The following is an 18,520-nucleotide window of genomic DNA, read 5'->3' on the forward strand; positions in this document are numbered from 1 at the left end:
TTTGTTGAATTCTGCTTATGGTCTGTCCAACAAGAATGATGCTCAGGATGAGAATAAATCTCATCGGATCAGATAAGGACATCTGGCATGACCAGAACAGATATTGCGCAGCGCGTTTATAACCATGCCTGGAAGCTGGATCCGATTGTCCGCAGTCTGCTGGATACGGATTTCTATAAGCTGCTGATGCTGCAAATGATCTGGGGGCTTTATCCGCAGGTGGATGCCACTTTCTCGCTGATCAACCGTTCCAAAACCGTGCGGCTGGCGGATGAAATTGATGAAGGCGAGCTGCGTGCGCAGCTTGATCATGCCCGCTCCCTGCGTATGACCAAAAAAGAAATGATCTGGCTGGCCGGTAATAATTTCTATGGCCGCAAACAGATTTTCACGCCGGAATTCCTGCAATGGCTCAGCACATTCCAACTGCCGGAATATGAGCTGACACGCCGTGACGGGCAGTATGAACTGCATTTTCACGGGCCATGGACGCATACCACAATGTGGGAAATTCCCGCACTGGCGATTATCAATGAGCTGCGTTCCCGTGCGGCGATGAAATCACTCGGCCCCTTCGCACTGGATGTGCTTTATGCCCGCGCTAAGGCTAAAATGTGGGGCAAGGTTGATCGCCTGCGTCAATTGCCTGATTTGAAAATCTCTGATTTCGGCACCCGTCGCCGCCATTCTTTCCTTTGGCAGCGCTGGTGCGTGGAGGCGCTGAAAGAAGGTATCGGCGATGCCTTTACCGGTACCAGCAATGTGTTGCTGGCAATGGATACCGATCTGGAAGCGCTCGGCACCAATGCCCATGAATTGCCGATGGTTCTGGCTGCCATGGCCGATACGGATGAAGAGCTGCGCTCAGCACCTTATCGCGTGTTGCAGGACTGGAACCGCTATTATGGCGGTAATCTGCTGATCGTGTTGCCGGATGCTTTCGGCACCACTGCTTTCTTGCGCGATGCGCCGGATTGGGTTGCTGACTGGACAGGTTTCCGTCCAGACAGTTCGCCGCCGATTGAGGGTGGGGAGCGGATTATCGAATGGTGGAAGGCCAAAGGCAAAGACCCGCGTGAGAAGCTGCTGATTTTCTCCGATGCGCTGGATGTTGATACAATCGAGGAAACCTATCGCCATTTTGAAGGCCGTGTGCGGATGAGCTTCGGTTGGGGCACCAATCTGACCAATGATTTCAGTGGGTGTGCGCCGCAGCATGTGTCCGGTCTGGATGCAATTTCGCTGGTTTGCAAGGTGATTGACGCCAATGGTCGTCCGGCGGTGAAATTGTCTGACAATCCGTCAAAAGCAACCGGTGATCCGGAAGCTGTGAAACGCTATATTGCGTTTTTCGGTGGCGAAGATCGCGTTGCCAAAGAAGTGCGGGTGTAAAATACAAAAGGCGGCTGTTTAATAAAGCCGCCTTTTTCATATCAAGTTATCTCATAATCCCATGGGGGATTGGCACCGGTACGCGACACGGTGATCGCAGCGGCTTTCATACCAAAAGCAACAGCTTCGATAAGTTGTCCTTGCGAGATTGCTACAAGTGCCTGTTTGTTTAGCAGTCCTTGTTGCTCAAGGCTGACCAGCACACCGGCATTGACTGTATCACCGGCACCAACTGTATCGGACACGGTGACTTTCTCACCTTGAATACTGACCTTGCCACAGGCGGCATAGGCATCAGCCCCTTCTGCCCCCTTGGTGATGATGAGGATTTTATTGCCGTTGGTTTCCAGCCAGCTGCGGGCAATGGCATCCTGATCTGAACCTTCCTCAAACCACAGCAGATCTTCATCCGACACTTTGACAATATCGGCCAGCGCGATCATGCGCTTGATCCGCGCCATATGCGCGGCTTTGTCGGGAATAAAGTTCGGCCGGATATTCGGGTCAATCATTGTCACACGATGCGGGGTTTCCCGCCGCAGCAGCGCTTCATAGGTACTGCCGCAAGGCTCCGGAATGAGGCTGATGCCGCCGAACATCAGGGCGCGGACATCATCACTCAGTTCCGGCAGTTGAGCTTCACCGAGCAAACGACCGGCGGTATTCTCGTCATAAAAATTATAGCTCGCCTGACCATTGTTCAGTCGCACAAAAGCAAGTGTCGTCGGCTGATCTGAGATTGCGCAAAATCGCGTATCAACACGGGATTGCTCCAGCGTGTCACGCAGAATTTGGCCAAGAAAATCTGACGACAGGCCGGAGAAAAATCCGGCCTTGGCGCCCAATCTGCCAATGGCGATAGCTGTGTTAAACACTGAGCCACCGGCATGAGGCACAAACCCTGTCTCGCCGCCGCATGTTTCACGCGGCAGCATATCAATCAGCGCTTCTCCGCAGCAGAGGATCATACTCGTATCCTTCACCATGCCCGTCTTAGACGTGTTGACCGCCATTAATATGGATTTCGGAACCGGTCACATAGGACGAGGCATCCGTGCACAGATAATAGATGGTCTCTGCCACTTCCGAAGTCTGTCCGAGACGACGCAGCGGCAATTGTTCCACCAGCTTTTCAGTGCCCGGAGATAGGATGGATGTTTCAATTTCACCTGGCGCAATCGCGTTGACACGGATACCATGCGGGCCGAAGTCGGATGCCATTTCGCGGGTGAGACCTGCAAGTGCTGCTTTTGAAGTGGCATAGGCTGTGCCGGCAAAAGGATGCACGCGGCTACCGGCAATGGAGGTGACATTGACCACTGAGCCTTGGGCGGCTTCCAGCTCTTTGAACAATCCGCGTGCCAGCATGATCGGCGCAAAGAAGTTCACTTGGAATACATCGCGCCATGTGGCCATTTGCGTTTCAATGGAGTTCAGGCGGCTTCCGCCTGCGCCTTTTGGTGAGATGCCGGCATTGTTGACCAATGCATTCAGCTGGCCGCCATGATCTTCGAGGCGACGGCGGATTTCTGAAATTGCACGACCGATATCTTCCGGATCAGCCAGATCGACCTTGATATGATCTTCCGGACCTGCAGGCCAAGGACAATTATCAGAAAAGTCCTGCCGTGAGCAGGTGATGACACGCCAACCTGCGCGCGAAAAGCGCTTCACAGTCGCATGGCCGATGCCGCGGCTTGCGCCGGTCAGTACGATGGTTTTTTTAGGCATATCAGTCATTTTAATCGAGCCTTTTGCACAAATTTTAAGTGGACACTATCACTATAGATTTTAGAATTTGCAAGGCGTGTTTAAATTTGTCACTGAATCATTATGCGCATAATTTGAAAAATATAAATTTTGAGAATCGGAGATATTTATGTCGAAACTAATTTTGGCGATTGATCAGGGCACCACTTCCAGCAGAGCCATCTGTTTCGATGAAAAACATAAAATTGCCGGTCTCGGACAGCAGGAATTTGCGCAGCATTATCCAAAATCCGGCTGGGTTGAACATGATCCCGAGGAAATCTGGCAGAGTGTTGTCAGCACCTGCAAGCTGGCTGTCGAAAATGCCAAGGCCAGAATGGCCGATGTTGCGGCGATCGGGATTACCAATCAGCGTGAAACCGTGGTGGTGTGGGACAAAGCAAGCGGTAAACCGGTCTATAATGCGATTGTCTGGCAGGATCGCCGCACACAAAAAGAATGCCTGAAGCTCAAGAAAAAAGGTCTGGAGCCGCGCATTCGCCGCAAGACAGGACTGTTGCTTGATCCGTATTTTTCTGCGACCAAACTGGCATGGATTTTAAACAAGGTTTCCGGTGCCCGCAAAAAAGCTGAAAAAGGCGAGTTGCTGTTTGGCACAATTGATAGTTTTCTGATCTGGCGTTTGACCGGCGGACAGGTTCACGCGACCGATGCCACCAACGCCTCCCGCACACTGCTGTTTAATATTGCAGAAAATGACTGGGATGATGAACTGCTGAAACTGTTCAATATTCCCCGTGCGATGTTGCCGGAAGTGAAAGACTGCGCCGATGATTACGGCGTGACGGAAGCAGGTATTTTCGGTGCCGAAATTCCAATTCTCGGCGTAGCCGGTGATCAGCATGCCGCGATAATCGGGCAGGCTTGTTTTGAAAAAGGCATGTTGAAAGCAACATTTGGTACCGGTTGTTTTGCTTTGCTGAATACCGGTAAGGACAAGGTGCTGTCGCGCAATCGTTTGCTGACGACCATTGCCTATCGCCTCAACGGCGAGGTGACTTATGCGCTTGAAGGCTCAATTTTTGTTGCCGGTGCTGCGGTGCAATGGCTGCGTGACGGGTTGAAAATTATCAAAACGGCTGCTGAAACCGGTGAACTGGCATTGCAGGCAGATGAGACGCAGGATGTCTATCTGGTGCCTGCTTTTGTTGGTTTGGGCGCCCCCCATTGGGATGCGGAAGCTCGTGGCGCGATCTATGGTCTGACGCGCAATTCAGGCCCTGCTGAAATTTCCAAGGCTGCACTGGAATCCGTTGCCTATCAGGCGCATGATCTGCTTGAGGCGATGCACAAGGATTGGAAAGCCGATACGGATCATATTGTGCTACGAGTTGATGGCGGCATGGTTGCTTCTGACTGGACGATGCAGAATCTGTCGGACATTCTCAACGCACCGGTGGATCGCCCAGCCATTCTGGAAACCACAGCCCTTGGTGCCGCATGGCTTGCGGGTATGAAGGCTGGTCTGTGGGGTAATATGGAGGAATTTGCCAAGGACTGGCAGCAGCAGCAGCGCTTTGAACCGGCCATGGAACCGGCATTACGCAAGCGTAAGATCAATGGCTGGCATAAGTCGGTGCGTAGCACATTACGAGCCAAGTAAATGGAAATACGCTCTGCAAGACAGGATGATGCCGCTGAAATTTGTAGTGTTTTACGACGCTCTATCACGGAACTATGCATTGCGGATCATCATAACGATCCGCAGATTTTAGACCCGTGGCTAGCCAATAAAACGTCCGATAATCTGCGGGCATGGATAGTGCGCGATGGACAGACCTATCGGGTTGCTGTGATTGAAGGGCAGATTGCCGGTATTGGTGCAGTCTCGGCCACAGAGGGCGTTTTGCTCAATTATGTCTCGCCGGATTTTCAATATCGCGGTGTGAGCAAGGCTTTGATGGTGACTCTGGAAAATTGGCTAAAAGAGCAAGGGCAGAGCGTGAGCTGCCTGACCAGTACAGCGACCGCCAGAAAATTTTATGGAAAAATCGGCTATTTGCCGGACGGGAAACCGCAAATGGGAAGGTCGGGTAGCCCGACCTTCCCGATGCGCAAGCAGTTGGGATAAACTTTATTCCCCGTTGCCCATAATCACATCCAGCAGCGTGGTGTTTTTGCGCACTGGCTGTCCGCCGACATCACCTTGCGGGCGCGGACCACCATAGGCGGGATCACCGGCAACAGGTGGCGGCGCATTATTGTCCTGCACCGGATAACCGGAATTATCAGGCAGCGGTGCCGGATAACCGCTATTGCCTTGAACCGGCACCGGATTTTCCTGTACGGAAACCGGCGGCTGAACAGGCTGGCCATTATTCTGCGATGGCAGTCTGGCGCTGTCGGGCTGCTGCGGTGTGCCCGGAGCCGGAGGCCAGTAAGTGTCATCATTTTCCGGCAAAGCAGGATAGCTGCTATTGTCCAGCGCTGGCGGCTGCTGGCCGATGCTGGCGGACGCATCCGGCAATTCGTCGCTGCCACCCGGTAGAACATTCTGAATCTCGTAAGTACTTGGCAGATCAGCCACCGGTACGCCTTTATGAGCGGCAGTCATGAAGGTTTTCCATGCCATTGCCGGCAAGCCGCCACCGGTGATTTTTTTGGTCGGCTTGCCGTCATCATTACCGAACCAGACGCCGGTGGTCAGATTGGCAGTATAGCCGATAAACCATGCATCGCGGGAGCTTTGGCTGGTGCCGGTTTTACCCGCTGCTGGCCAGTTGCCGAATTTGGCGCGTTTGGCCGTACCGTCTTCAACTGTGCGGCGCAGCATCGCATTCATCATACCCAGCACCTGCTCGGTAATGATGCGTTGTTGTTGTTCTGCCGGATAGTCATAGATCACTTTGTCATCACCATCGGTGATTTTGGTAATCATATGCACTGGCGCGCGATAGCCGCCATTGGCAAACGGCACAAAAGCATCGGTCAGTTCCATCAGGGTGACTTCCGAAGTGCCGAGCGCCAGTGAGGCATTGGCAGTGAGCGTTGACTGGATACCAAAACGGTGCGCAGTATCGACGACCGCCTGCGGGCCGACTTCCATCACCAGCTGTGCGGCAATCGAGTTGAGCGAGTGCGACAAGGCAGTCGCCAATGTCACTTCACCGAAATATTTGCCGTTATAATTGCTCGGCGTCCATTTGCCGATCCGCACCGGTGCATCATTCCGTACGGAGTCCGGTGTGCGCCCTTGTTCAAGAGCGGTCAGATAGACGAAAGGTTTGAAGGTTGAGCCGGGCTGACGGCGCGCCTCCGTTGCACGGTCAAACTGGCTGTTGGCATAGTCATAGCCGCCGATCATTGCGCGCACCGCACCGGTACCGTCAATCGACACCAAAGCGCCCTGACTGACATCCATCTTCTTGCCATTTTGCGCGATCAGATCGCGAATGGCTTCTTCCCCGACCTTCTGCAAATCCAGATCGACAGTGGTGTGGATGGTTACATCGCTTTTGGTTTCGCCAATCAGTTTTGGCAATTCAGACACGACGGCATCGGCCACGTAATTTTCTGAACCGGACCAATAGGTGGCAGCACGGGTTGGCGGCTCACTCTCGGCGATAGCCTGTTCTTTCAACCCGATCATGCCCTGATCGCGCATAGCTGCTAGCACCAGTTTGGCACGGTCATTCGCGGCTTTCGGGTCACGGGCGGGGGAGAGACGTGACGGCGCTTTCAGCAGACCGGCAAGTGTGGCCGCTTCGGTGAGGTTCACATCCTTGGCGGATTTCTCAAAATAACGCCGTGAGGCAGCATCAACGCCATAGGCGCCGGAGCCGAGATAAACGCGGTTGAGATACATCTCAAGAATTTGGTCTTTGGTGTAAGTATGCTCCAGCCACAAAGCGAGCATGACTTCCTGCACCTTACGCTCCAATGTTCTGTCCGGTGACAGGAACAGGTTCTTGGCAAGCTGCTGCGTAATGGTAGAGCCGCCCTGTGTGGCGCGCCCTTTGGAAATATTGGTGAAAATCGCACGCCCGAGACCAATCGGATCAACCCCATAATGGGAATAGAAACGGCGATCTTCAATGGCAATCACAGCCTGCGGAATAAAGGGCGACATTTCGCGCAAGCCAACTTCTTCGCCGCCGGTAGTGCCGCGATTGGCAATCAGCTTGCCGTTCACATCAAGAATTTTCACATTCGGCGGGCGATCCGGAATCGCCCAGTCACTGGTGGGCGGCATTTTAGCCGCAATATAAACAACCACACCGGCAAGGGCGATACCGCCCCAGAGCATCAGCACCAGCGACCAATAAAACAGGCGGCGCAGCCAGCGGAATGAACCCGTTGCGGGTTGTTTGGATTTTTTTGATTTGCGCGAAGATCGTTCAGAGCGCGGCGCACGTTTTTTCGACGTGCCGCCATTCACACGATCGCTCTCATCCATACGTATTTCATCTTTATTGGTAGCAGGTGTCTCTGGCTTTCCGAATGACGGTTCTATGCGCCGGTCTTTTGAGTCTCTGGAAGCCATATGCGTTGGTGTACCTGCTTAAAAAAGGGAGGGAGTGCATTCTGAAAATGTGCCATAAATTTCATACGGAATGCTCTGCTGTGCTTTGCATCGTAATTGAGGCAGTTTAAAGAGCAGTAAAGTTTTGCTAACAGTATAATGGTGTTAACAAGGTTTTGAGATTTCGCTTTGTATTCAGGAATGTACTTAAATGCAGCTGACGCATGAAAATACATTCATATTTCACGATATTTCATTGTAGAAAACAGGCTGAACGGTTTCAGATAGGTATATGCGTGACACAACGGATTGACTGGGTCGATATCGCCAAGGGTATATGCATCATTTTTGTGGTGATGATGCATTCAACATTGGGCGTGGAAGAAGCTGCCGGTCAGACCGGCTGGATGCATTATGTCGTGGCTTTTGCCAAACCGTTCCGCATGCCTGATTTTTTCCTGATTTCCGGCCTGTTCCTGAGTGCGGTGATTGACCGGCCATGGGTGCGCTATCTTGATCGTAAAGTCGTGCATTTCCTGTATTTTTATGTGCTGTGGCTGACGATCCAGTTTGTCTTTAAGGCGCCGGGGATCATGGCTGAGGGCGGTGTTTCCGGTGTCATTACGGCCTATCTGATGGCCTTTATCGAGCCGTTTGGCACATTATGGTTTATCTATCTGCTGCCGTTTTTCTTTCTGGCAACCCGTTTCATGCGTGAGGTGCCGCGCTCGCTGGTTCTCACGATGCTGGCTATTCTGGAAATCCTGCCGATCCATACCGGATGGATTATGATCGACGAGTTCTGCTCGCGTTTTGTCTATTTCTATGCAGGCTATGCGCTGGCACCGCAGATTTTCCGGCTGGCTGATTGGGTTGCACGTCATTGGCTGGCTGCGGTCGCCGGCCTTCTGATCTGGGCATTTGTGGAATATCAGATGGTGTTCACACCCGTGCCGCACTTCGGGCAATCATTGCTCAGCGGGCAGGCATGGATGGCAGGCGGTTTGGGCGGCTATAGCGAATTGCCGCTGGTCTCGCTGTTTCTCGGGTTTCTCGGCGCTTTGGCAATTATCAGTATGTCATCGTTGCTCGCTAATTTAAGCCAGAGCAATATTGTGCATCGGGTATTGAGCTATCTTGGCGCGCATTCGATTGTTGTCTATCTGGCATTCTTCCTGCCAATGGCTGCCACCCGCACAGTGCTACTCAAGACAGGCATTATCACCGATGTTGGCACCATCTCGCTACTGACAATGCTGATGGGTATTATCTTGCCGGTCATCCTCTACATGCTGATTGAGAAAACCGGTTACGGACGCTTTCTGTTTACACGGCCGCAATGGACTATGACCGAGCAGTTTCAGGAAAAGTGGAAGCCGGTTTTCCGTTCGAAACTGCGTTGAATATGATCGCAGTGGTACAGTTCCGGCACGGGCATAAGGCATATAATAAAAAAGCCCGCTTTTAAGCGGGCTTTAAGTTTTTAAGCGTGGGCGAAGATGTCTTGTTCATCCCAGCCCATCAGATCGAGCTCTGCACGACTTGGCAGGAATTTGAAGCAGGCTTCAGCCTGTTTCTCACGACCATCGCGCTCTAAGCGATATTCCAGAACCTTTTTCAGACGATGCAGATAGAGAACATCGGACGCAGCATATTCAAGCTGCGCCTGAGACAGGTTTTCCGCAGCCCAGTCGGATGATTGCTGCTGTTTGGAAATTGAAACGTCCAGCAATTCCGAGCAAATTTCTTTCAGACCATGGCGATCTGTATAGGTACGGGTGAGTTTCGAGGCGATCTTGGTGCAGAAAACCGGCTGCGGCATCACGCCAAATGTATGCGCCAGCACAGCCAGATCGAAACGGCCAAAATGGAAGATTTTGGTGATCGAACGGTCTTTCAGCAGTTTGACCAGATTAGGGGCTTTTTTCAGCCCTTTCTCGATCTGGATAATATCCGCGGTGCCGTCACCCGGTGAGATCTGCACGACGCACAGGCGGTCACGCAGAGGATTGAGACCCAGCGTTTCCGTATCGATGGCGACGGAATCAACCTGATAATTCTCAAGATCAGGCAGATCGTTTTTGTGAACGCGGATAGATGTCATTGAAAGTTCCGTATCTTATTTATTTGAAAGTGCAGCCGAAATTCTGGCCTCACCTTGCGGCAAGAGTTGCAAGAATGCGAGCCTCACTTGGCGGCAAGAGCCGCCAAAATTCTAGCCCATGAGCGCTGGCCTTTATGGAAAGAGGACAGCTCGTATTTTTCATTCGGGGAATGGATGCGGTCATCTTCAAGGCCGAAGCCGACCAGCAGGGAATCCATACCGAGGAATTTGTCGAAGTCACCGACGATTGGAATTGAGCCGCCCATGGCAATCAGTACCGCAGGGTTTGGCCATTCGTCCGACAGCGCCTGTTTGGCCTGTGTGACCAGTGGTGAGTCATACGAAAGCTGGATGGCCGGTGAACCACCATGCGGATGGAATTCCACGCGGCAATCAGCAGGCAGGCGGGCTTCAACGAATTTGCGGAAATTCGCACGGATTTTATCCGGATCCTGCTTATGTACGAGGCGGAAAGAAACTTTGGCGGATGCTTCAGCAGCGATCACGGTCTTGAAACCTTCGCCGGTATAACCACCGATCATGCCGTTGACTTCGGCAGTCGGGCGCGCCCATGTCTGCTCCAGAACACTGCGACCCTGCTCACCCGATGGCACGGAGAGACCGATAGGGCCGAGGAAGTTTTCAGGGGTACGGCCAAGGCCTTCCCATGATTTCAAAATCTGGCTAGGCGTTTCTTCCACACCTTCATAAAAATCTTCCACAGTTACGCGGCCGGTTTCATCATGCAGGTCGGCGAGAATTTTCGACAGTACATGCAGCGGGTTTGCAGCCGCACCACCGAAGAAACCGGAATGCAGGTCGCGGTCGGCGGCTTTAATGGTGATCTGCTCACCCACCAGACCACGCAGAGCAACACAGATCGCTGGTGTATCACGGTTCCACATCGAGGTGTCACAAACCAGAGCAACGTCTGCTTTGAGTTCTTCTTTGTGGCTGTCGAGGAATGGCTTCAGCGATGGAGAGCCGGATTCTTCTTCGCCTTCAAAAAGAATAGTGACTTTAACCGGCAATTGGCCATGCACGGCTTTATAAGCACGGACAGCTTCAACAAATGTCATCAGCTGACCTTTGTCGTCGGACGTGCCGCGACCGGTCAGGATTTTGCGACCCGGTTCAATTTCTTTAGCGGCAGGGTCAAACGGGTCGTTTTCCCAGAGGTTCAGCGGATCAACCGGCTGCACATCATAATGGCCGTAGAACAGGACATGGGGTGCGTCGGCTGTTGCGCCTTCATGATGGGCAACAACCATCGGGTGGCCTGGTGTATCGCGCACACTGGCATCAAAACCAATGCTTTTCAGATCTTCCACCAGCCACTCTGCGGCCTGACGGCAATCGGCCTTGAAAGCCGGATCCGTTGAAATGGATTTAATACGCAGAAGATCAAACAGATGATCGACACTCTTGTCGAGGTTCTGGTCGAGATGTTTCAATACAGGTTCAAGTGCTGACATGTTGCCCTCATGATAAAACAAGCTTCGACTCGCAAAGCATGAATGAGTTCTAAGAATTCTGTTTGGTTTTAGCGTATATAGAAGGAGACTGTACAGGGAAGATGTTGCGTATTTGCGAGACAAAGGCCGAAGCCGGTTTCACTGCGGATAATGCTTTAAAACAAAAGACAAAGCTTATTTAAATCCGGAAAAACGAAAGCCGTTACGGTGAGGGGAACCGTAACGGCTTATAATAATTGGTGGCAGCCAGAGGGGGGGGAGGCTACCACCCCGGTTTTCCGGCGGGGGACGTGCCGAAAAACGGAAACCGACAATGTTGTCGATGCTGCTAATGTGGCTAGGAATAGTGGCAATACAAGGGCTGAAACGCGGCGGTGCATTCACAAAAAAGTTATTGCTTATAGAGCTTTCAATTACGCAAAAGAAAAACTGAAAGATAAATGAGTGGCATTCGCCGCCCCATGATTTCTTTTTTCGAGCTTATGCTTTACATCTTTTCGCATGAAAAAAGGTGATCATCTCTTCCTCGTCGACGGCTCCGGCTATATTTTCCGCGCTTATCACGCTTTGCCGCCGCTTACCCGCAAATCAGACGGTTTGCCGGTCGGTGCGGTGTCCGGTTTCTGCAATATGCTGTGGAAGCTCCTGAAAGATGCGCGCAATACGGATGTTGGTGTTGTGCCGACCCATTTTGCGGTGATTTTTGACTATTCGTCGAAGACGTTTCGCAAGGAACTTTATCCGGAATATAAAGCCAACCGTACAGCGCCACCGGAAGATCTGATCCCGCAATTCGGCCTGATCCGTCAGGCAACCCACGCCTTCAACCTGCCTTGCATTGAGAAGGAAGGCTATGAAGCGGATGATATTATCGCCACCTATGCCCGCCTTGCGGAAGAGGCCGGTGCGACTGTTACCATCGTCTCATCAGACAAAGACCTGATGCAGCTCGTGACAGAGCAAGTATCAATGTATGACGGGATGAAGGATAAGCAGATTTCAATCCCTGAAGTGATTGAAAAATGGGGCGTGCCGCCGGAGAAAATGATTGATCTGCAATCGCTGACCGGCGATTCAACCGATAACGTGCCGGGTATTCCGGGTATCGGACCGAAAACGGCAGCGCAATTGCTGGAAGAATTCGGCGATCTGGACACCCTGCTAGAGCGTGCTTCTGAGATCAAACAGAATAAACGCCGTGAGAATATTATGGCTTTCGCGGATCAGACCCGCATTGCCCGTCAGCTTGTTACATTGAAGACAGATGTGCCGCTGGAAGTCGATCTTGATGGTTTGCACCTGGAGCCACAAAACGGCCCTAAGCTGATCGGTTTCCTCAAAGCAATGGAAATGACTTCGCTGACCCGTCGCGTGGCTGAAGCAACGGATACGGTTGCTGCCGAGATTGAACCAATATCCGTTGAAACAGAATGGGGTGCGCAAGCGCGTGGCCCTGATCTTGATCGCGGTGCAAATGCAGCCGGTACTGCCGCACCGGAAAAAACATCTGTGGCCGAGACTTCTGAAAACAGTGATGCATTGATGCGCCCTCAGGCGCTGGTCGAAGTGCGCAAAGCGCAAGGTGCATCCGCAACGATTGATCGCTCTGCCTATATTGGCATTACTGATATTGCTGTGTTGAAGAGCTGGGTCGAGCAGGCAATTGAGCAGGGCTTTGTGGCTTTTGACACGGAAACCACTTCGCTTGATCCGATGCAGGCGGAACTGGTCGGTTTTTCGCTGGCACTGGCACCGGGTAAAGCCTGTTATGTACCGCTGACACATAAGTCCGGTCAGGGTGATTTGCTGGGCGGCGGGTTGATCGAAGGACAAATTCCGCTGAATGCAGCACTTGCAGAGTTGAAACGCCTGCTGGAAGATCCGTCTGTTCTCATCATCGCGCAGAACATGAAATATGACTGGTTGATTATGCACCGCCTCGGCATCGATGTTGCGCGTTTTGACGACACGATGTTGCTGTCCTATGCGCTGGATGCCGGCACCGGTACACATGGTATGGATGCACTGGCAGAGCGCTGGCTCGGGCATGCAACAATTCCCTATAAGGAAGTCGCAGGTAGTGGAAAATCTGCTGTAACCTTCGATATGGTGCCGGTTGAGCGCGCCATTGCCTATGGTGCGGAAGATGCCGATGTCACATTGCGTTTGTGGCAGGTACTGAAGCCACGCCTTGCGGCTGATGGTATGGCTTCGGTTTATGAGCGGATGGAGCGTCCGCTTGTGACCGTGCTGGCGTTGATGGAAGAGCGCGGCATCAGTGTTGACCGCCAAATTCTCTCCCGCCTGTCCGGTGAATTGGCGCAATCTGCTGCGGCCATTGAAGATGAAATTTATACGCTGGCCGGTGAGAAGATGAATATCGCCTCACCGAAACAGCTCGGCGATATTTTGTTTGGCAAGCTTGGCCTTCCGGGTGGTTCAAAAACCAAGACCGGACAATGGTCGACCTCGGCGCAGGTGCTGGAAGATCTCGCAGCAGAAGGCCATGAGCTGCCGCGTAAAATTGTTGACTGGCGCCAGCTCACCAAGCTCAAATCGACTTATACCGATGCCCTGCCCGGCTATATTCACCCTGAAACCAAGCGGGTGCATACATCCTATTCCATGGCGGTGACGACCACAGGACGCCTGTCTTCGTCAGAACCGAACCTGCAGAATATTCCGGTGCGCAATGCGGAGGGCCGCAAAATCCGCACGGCCTTTATCGCGCCGCAGGGCAAAAAGCTGGTTTCTGCCGATTACAGCCAGATTGAATTGCGTGTTTTGGCGCATGTGGCGGATATTGCACAGCTTAAAACAGCTTTTGATGACGGTATCGACATTCATGCGATGACCGCATCTGAAATGTTCGGCGTGCCGGTTGAGGGTATGCCGTCTGAAGTGCGCCGCCGTGCCAAGGCGATCAACTTCGGCATTATCTATGGTATTTCTGCCTTTGGTCTGGCCAATCAGCTGTCTATTCCGCGTGAAGAGGCTGGCTCTTATATCCGTACCTATTTTGAGCGCTTCCCCGGTATCAAGGATTATATGGAGGCGACGAAGGCCACTGCGCGTGAAAACGGTTATGTTGAAACGATTTTTGGTCGCCGCATTCATTATCCGGATATCAAGGCCAGCAATGCACAGGTGCGCGCTTTTAACGAGCGTGCTGCGATCAACGCGCCTATTCAGGGCTCGGCAGCAGATATTATCCGCCGTGCGATGATCCGCATGGAACCGGCACTGGTTGCTGCAAAGCTGGATGCAAAAATGCTATTGCAGGTGCATGATGAACTGATCTTTGAAGTCGAAGACCAGCAAGTTGATCGCACAATCGATATTGTGCGGGAAATCATGGTCAATGCGGCAATGCCGGCTGTTTCGATGACTGTGCCGTTGCAGGTTGATGCACGTGCGGCGCAAAACTGGGATGAAGCGCATTGATCTTATGCAGTTAATGCATTAAGAGGCACCAGAACATGTTGCAGAACTCCGGTTTTGCAACATTAGCGCCTTAAAACGCGGATAACAGGTCAACTGCATATAATTGATTGAAACAATCAGCTGTTGCAGATTGACCTTCTTGTCATTCGCCTTTAGTTAGCGCAGCATCATCACTAATTGTTGTTTGCTTATTTACGTTACCGGTCACGGATGTGTGAAAGCATGACTATACGGATATTCTCCGTTTAATCATGAATGAAGCCAGGGATGGGACATTTGCTCTGATTGTCAGGGTAAAGATTGTCGGGGCCAGTTGATGCGTGGGTGAGCCATTGCTGAAAGTCATTCATGACCTTGCCTTCTACTATTGCACCAGCTCTTGCCGGTGCGCTCACAGCCCGTGGCTATGAGGAACTCACCTCCGTTCAGGAAGCTATGCTGACGCCTGATAATGACGGTCGCGATCTGCTGGTTTCCGCTCAGACCGGCTCCGGTAAAACTGTTGCCTTTGGTATTGCCATGGCGCCTGACCTGCTCGAAAAGGGCGATCGTCTGGAAGCCCCGCGCGCACCACTGGCTCTGATTATTGCGCCGACACGCGAACTGGCTTTGCAGGTTGCCCGTGAGCTGGAATGGCTCTACGCGCCAACCGGTGCCCGCATCACCACTTGTGTTGGTGGTATGGATATTCGTACCGAACGCCGCAATCTGGAGCGCGGTGCACATATTATCGTCGGTACACCTGGTCGTCTGCGCGATCATATCACCCGTCGTGCGCTGAATATGTCTGATCTGCGTGCCGTTGTGCTTGATGAAGCTGATGAGATGCTTGATCTCGGCTTCCGCGAAGATCTGGAATTCATTCTCGGTGAAGCACCGGAAGATCGCCGCACGCTGATGTTCTCGGCAACCGTTTCCAAGTCGATTGCTTTGCTTGCCAAGCGTTTCCAGAAAGATGCACTGCGTATTACCGCTACAGCATCCCATGAAAAACACGCTGACATTACCTATCAGGCAATGGTTGTGCCGCCGCATGAGCGCGAAAACGCGATCATCAACACGCTGCTGTATTATGATAATGTCAATACCATCATCTTTGCATCAACCCGTGAAGGCGTAAAACATCTGGCAAGCCGTCTGAGCAATCGCGGTTTCTCGGTTGTAGCACTCTCCGGTGAATTGTCACAGGCTGAACGTACCAATGCGCTGCAATCCATGCGCGATGGCCGTGCCCGTGTTTGCGTAGCGACAGACGTTGCTGCACGCGGTATTGATCTGCCAAATCTTGATCTGGTTATTCATGCCGATCTGCCGAATAATGGTGAAACACTGCTGCACCGCTCCGGCCGTACCGGTCGTGCCGGTCGTAAGGGCACCTGTATTCTGGTGGTTCCGTTCTCCCGCCGTCGTTCGGCTGAGCGTCTTCTGCAAATGGCACGTCTTGATGCCAAGAGCATTTCTGCGCCAACGATTGCTGATGTTCAGGCAAAAACCCGCGCGACTATTCTCGAAGATGCCCGTTTGAGCGAAGAAATTCCTGAGGATATTCAGGAAATGATGCGCGAATTGCAGGCACGTTATACACCTGAACAGATCGCCAGTGCTTATCTGCGCCGTGAAATCGAAAACCGTCCGGCACCGGAAGACGTGTCAGAAGGTCCGGTACGCGCACTCGGTGCACCGGCTCGCGAGCGCGGTGAACGTGGCGAACGCTCAGAGCGCGGCCCGCGTGAAGACCGTTCATCGTTCAACGGCGGTGCGTGGTTTACCCTGTCGGCTGGTCGCAAACATCGTGCAGATCCGAAATGGATTTTGCCGCTGATCTGTAAAGCCGGTCAGATTTCTAAGGGCGATGTCGGTGCAATCCGCATTCTCGAAGACGAAACCCGTTTTGAAATCAACAGCGAGAAAGCCAAAGAGTATTTCTCAATCGTTGAAGAACGTGGCACCGGCGAAAAAGGTCTGGTGATCCGTACGTCTTCTGCACCGCAGCAGGAAAGCCGTGGTCCTCGTTCAGATCGTCCGCGTTCTGACAGAGCGCCATCTGATCGTGATGGCGAGCGTCGTTTTGAAAAACGTGGTGGCGACGATAAAGCAGGTTGGGGTGCGCCTAAGGGCAAGCCACGCTTTAAGGGCGGCGAAGGCAAGCCTTTTGGCGATAAGCCGAAAGGCCCGCGTAAACCACGTGAAGGTGGTGACCGCAAGTTCTCTCGCTCATAATCTGAGTTTGAAAAACCCGCTCTCTGAGCGGGTTTTTTGTTTTATTAGAGCGGCTTTTGGGCGCATAAATACCGCTCTAACACTCTATTTTTGCAGCATAATTTCTTCAATTGGTTCAAGTCTGAGGAATTATGCTGTAGTATAGACCTTGCTGTTTAATAATGGTTGGGCTAAACCTCTGATATATTAGATTGCCTTTCTGGCAAGATGTATACGCAGGGAGGATGCCGTATCATGACCGCAACAATCACAATCACTCTGGATGAAGCTTATAATCTCGCGGAAAAGACCTTTATCAAGCTTGGTCTGTCCGAAGACCATGCACAGGCCAATGCGCGTTTGTTGCAAAGCTGCCAGCGGGATGAATGTGATTCACACGGGCTTTATCGTGTGCTGAGTTGTGCGCAGACCATTAAAACCGGTGCTGTTGTATTGGACGCGGAGCCGGAAGTGGAAGACCGTGCCGGTGGTATTGTCGCGGTAGATGCCAAAGGCGGCTATTCTTTGCTGGCGTTGGAAAAAGGTCTGCCGATGCTGGTGGAAAAAACCCGCAAGCTGGGCATTGCCGCCATGGCGATTAATAATTGCGTACATTTCTCAGCGCTTTGGCCGGAAGTGGAGATGCTGGCGGAGCATGGTTTGGTTTCGCTGACGATGGTGCCGAGCCATTCATGGGTTGCGCCTGCCGGTGGTAAGACCGGTGTCTTTGGTACCAATCCGATTGCTTTTGGCTGGCCGCGTGCGGGCAAATATCCGTTTGTTTTCGACTTCGCCACCAGTGCTGCGGCGCGAGGCGAGATTGAATTGCATCGTCGTGCAGGCAAGCCAATACCGGAAGGCTGGGCGGTTGATAAAGACGGTGCGCCGACAACCGATGCACAAACGGCACTGGAAGGTGCGATGCTGACTTTCGGCGGCTATAAAGGGTCGGCGCTTTCCGCAATGGTGGAACTACTGGCAGGGCCGTTGATCGGCGATATGCTGAGTTTGGAATCTCAGGCCTGGGATAATGGGCGTGGTGCGACGCCGAAACACGGAGAAATCGTGATTGCGCTTAATCCGGAGAGTTTCCTCGGTGCGGCTATGGCTGACCATATGGGGCGGGCGGAAAAAATGTTCTCGGCGATTACGGATCAGGGTGCACGTTTGCCGTCGCAGCGCCGATATGAAGCCCGCGAGCGTAGCCTTGCCAATGGCACAGTGACTATTCCGCAGAAGCTTTATGACGATATTCGTGCTTTGTAAGCGTGTTTTTCTGAAACTGCGGCACATCTATCACGCCATGCATGAAAAATGCATGGCGTATTTGTATAAGAATTGACCGTTCAGCGGTGCATTGTTATCGCTTGATACGGAAAAGGTTTTGCTCATAGCAGCAAATGAAAAGGGAACACGGTGCTAATCCGTGACTGCCCCCGCAACTGTATCCGGTGAGCGGCCTCCGGTAAGCCACTGCTTGAAAAGGCGGGAAGGCGGAGTGCCCGTGTTGACCCGTAAGTCAGGAGACCTGCCTTTTCTTGTCACCAGCCGGTACACGAGGGGTGTGCAGGCGCGGACGTCCGTGACGGTGACATTGTAAAAATGTTGCCGCATGTGGATAAGTGACTGTTTATTCAGCCTGTCTCAAATGCGGTTTGTATTCTTCAGGGCAAT

The 18,520-nt window shown here is 52.4% G+C and carries 12 protein-coding genes and 1 riboswitch; of the genes, 7 read left to right on the forward strand and 5 right to left on the reverse strand.

The genetic code is table 11. The features are described 5' to 3' along the window. Positions 1 to 87: 87 nt before the first annotated feature. Positions 88 to 1,392 carry a nicotinate phosphoribosyltransferase gene (pncB, locus tag QUF18_RS01840; RefSeq protein ID WP_289384730.1) on the forward strand — a complete coding sequence of 435 codons (1,305 nt, stop codon included), beginning with the start codon at positions 88 to 90 and terminating at the stop codon, positions 1,390 to 1,392. 41 nt (positions 1,393 to 1,433) lie between these two features. Here pncB and QUF18_RS01845 read toward each other — a convergent pair whose 3' ends face one another. Both QUF18_RS01845 and QUF18_RS01850 read right to left on the reverse strand, forming a co-directional pair. Continuing rightward, positions 1,434 to 2,360, reverse strand: coding sequence for a carbohydrate kinase family protein (locus QUF18_RS01845; RefSeq protein WP_289384733.1), 927 nt, complete (start codon positions 2,358 to 2,360; stop codon positions 1,434 to 1,436). A gap of 25 nt (positions 2,361 to 2,385) precedes the next feature. Next, the gene (locus QUF18_RS01850; protein WP_289384734.1) at positions 2,386 to 3,132 is read right to left on the reverse strand and encodes an SDR family NAD(P)-dependent oxidoreductase; all 747 of its coding nucleotides are present in this window, start codon (positions 3,130 to 3,132) and stop codon (positions 2,386 to 2,388) included. A gap of 139 nt (positions 3,133 to 3,271) precedes the next feature. Between QUF18_RS01850 and glpK the strand changes: the two genes are divergently transcribed. Further along, the gene (gene glpK, locus QUF18_RS01855) at positions 3,272 to 4,765 is read left to right on the forward strand and encodes a glycerol kinase GlpK (protein WP_289384736.1); all 1,494 of its coding nucleotides are present in this window, start codon (positions 3,272 to 3,274) and stop codon (positions 4,763 to 4,765) included. Then, on the forward strand, positions 4,766 to 5,233 hold the full coding sequence (locus QUF18_RS01860; RefSeq protein ID WP_289384738.1) for a GNAT family N-acetyltransferase: 468 nt from the start codon (positions 4,766 to 4,768) through the stop codon (positions 5,231 to 5,233). It begins immediately after the preceding gene. 3 nt (positions 5,234 to 5,236) lie between these two features. Here the strand turns inward: QUF18_RS01860 and QUF18_RS01865 are convergent, their stop codons facing one another. After that, positions 5,237 to 7,645: a PBP1A family penicillin-binding protein gene (locus QUF18_RS01865; RefSeq protein WP_289384740.1), complete on the reverse strand. Its 2,409-nt coding sequence runs from the start codon at positions 7,643 to 7,645 to the stop codon at positions 5,237 to 5,239. Positions 7,646 to 7,920: 275 nt separating this feature from the next. On the opposite strand from QUF18_RS01865, the gene QUF18_RS01870 reads away from it, so the two are divergent. Beyond that, the gene (locus QUF18_RS01870) at positions 7,921 to 9,027 is read left to right on the forward strand and encodes an acyltransferase family protein (RefSeq protein ID WP_374806443.1); all 1,107 of its coding nucleotides are present in this window, start codon (positions 7,921 to 7,923) and stop codon (positions 9,025 to 9,027) included. An 80-nt stretch (positions 9,028 to 9,107) separates the two neighbouring features. On the opposite strand, the gene QUF18_RS01875 is transcribed toward QUF18_RS01870, so the two are convergent. Continuing rightward, positions 9,108 to 9,728 (reverse strand): ribonuclease D, encoded by a 621-nt coding sequence (locus tag QUF18_RS01875; RefSeq protein ID WP_289384742.1) that lies wholly within the window; start codon positions 9,726 to 9,728, stop codon positions 9,108 to 9,110. Between the two features lie 83 nt (positions 9,729 to 9,811). Further along, positions 9,812 to 11,203: a dipeptidase gene (locus QUF18_RS01880; RefSeq protein ID WP_289384744.1), complete on the reverse strand. Its 1,392-nt coding sequence runs from the start codon at positions 11,201 to 11,203 to the stop codon at positions 9,812 to 9,814. A 501-nt stretch (positions 11,204 to 11,704) separates the two neighbouring features. Here QUF18_RS01880 and polA point away from each other — a divergent pair. The 3 genes from polA (at position 11,705) to QUF18_RS01895 (ending at position 18,112) form a co-directional block, all read left to right on the forward strand. Next, on the forward strand, positions 11,705 to 14,647 hold the full coding sequence (gene polA / locus QUF18_RS01885; protein WP_289384746.1) for a DNA polymerase I: 2,943 nt from the start codon (positions 11,705 to 11,707) through the stop codon (positions 14,645 to 14,647). 348 nt (positions 14,648 to 14,995) lie between these two features. After that, the gene (locus QUF18_RS01890) at positions 14,996 to 16,867 is read left to right on the forward strand and encodes a DEAD/DEAH box helicase (protein WP_289384748.1); all 1,872 of its coding nucleotides are present in this window, start codon (positions 14,996 to 14,998) and stop codon (positions 16,865 to 16,867) included. Between the two features lie 234 nt (positions 16,868 to 17,101). Then, the gene (locus tag QUF18_RS01895; RefSeq protein WP_289384751.1) at positions 17,102 to 18,112 is read left to right on the forward strand and encodes an Ldh family oxidoreductase; all 1,011 of its coding nucleotides are present in this window, start codon (positions 17,102 to 17,104) and stop codon (positions 18,110 to 18,112) included. A 95-nt stretch (positions 18,113 to 18,207) separates the two neighbouring features. Then, a riboswitch (cobalamin riboswitch) is annotated at positions 18,208 to 18,396 on the forward strand. Positions 18,397 to 18,520: the final 124 nt, after the last annotated feature.

The sequence above is a fragment of the Pseudochrobactrum kiredjianiae genome, assembly GCF_030362795.1.
Lineage (GTDB): Bacteria > Pseudomonadota > Alphaproteobacteria > Rhizobiales > Rhizobiaceae > Pseudochrobactrum > Pseudochrobactrum kiredjianiae.

What these genes read in the sequence shown, in the direction of transcription:
- pncB (WP_289384730.1), top strand. Translation starts at nt 88, where the DNA reads ATGACCAGAACAGATATTGCGCAGCGCGTTTATAACCATGCCTGGAAG.
- QUF18_RS01845 (WP_289384733.1), bottom strand. Translation starts at nt 2,360, where the DNA reads ATGATCCTCTGCTGCGGAGAAGCGCTGATTGATATGCTGCCGCGTGAA.
- QUF18_RS01850 (WP_289384734.1), bottom strand. Translation starts at nt 3,132, where the DNA reads ATGACTGATATGCCTAAAAAAACCATCGTACTGACCGGCGCAAGCCGC.
- glpK (WP_289384736.1), top strand. Translation starts at nt 3,272, where the DNA reads ATGTCGAAACTAATTTTGGCGATTGATCAGGGCACCACTTCCAGCAGA.
- QUF18_RS01860 (WP_289384738.1), top strand. Translation starts at nt 4,766, where the DNA reads ATGGAAATACGCTCTGCAAGACAGGATGATGCCGCTGAAATTTGTAGT.
- QUF18_RS01865 (WP_289384740.1), bottom strand. Translation starts at nt 7,645, where the DNA reads ATGGCTTCCAGAGACTCAAAAGACCGGCGCATAGAACCGTCATTCGGA.
- QUF18_RS01875 (WP_289384742.1), bottom strand. Translation starts at nt 9,728, where the DNA reads ATGACATCTATCCGCGTTCACAAAAACGATCTGCCTGATCTTGAGAAT.
- QUF18_RS01880 (WP_289384744.1), bottom strand. Translation starts at nt 11,203, where the DNA reads ATGTCAGCACTTGAACCTGTATTGAAACATCTCGACCAGAACCTCGAC.
- polA (WP_289384746.1), top strand. Translation starts at nt 11,705, where the DNA reads ATGAAAAAAGGTGATCATCTCTTCCTCGTCGACGGCTCCGGCTATATT.
- QUF18_RS01890 (WP_289384748.1), top strand. Translation starts at nt 14,996, where the DNA reads ATGACCTTGCCTTCTACTATTGCACCAGCTCTTGCCGGTGCGCTCACA.
- QUF18_RS01895 (WP_289384751.1), top strand. Translation starts at nt 17,102, where the DNA reads ATGACCGCAACAATCACAATCACTCTGGATGAAGCTTATAATCTCGCG.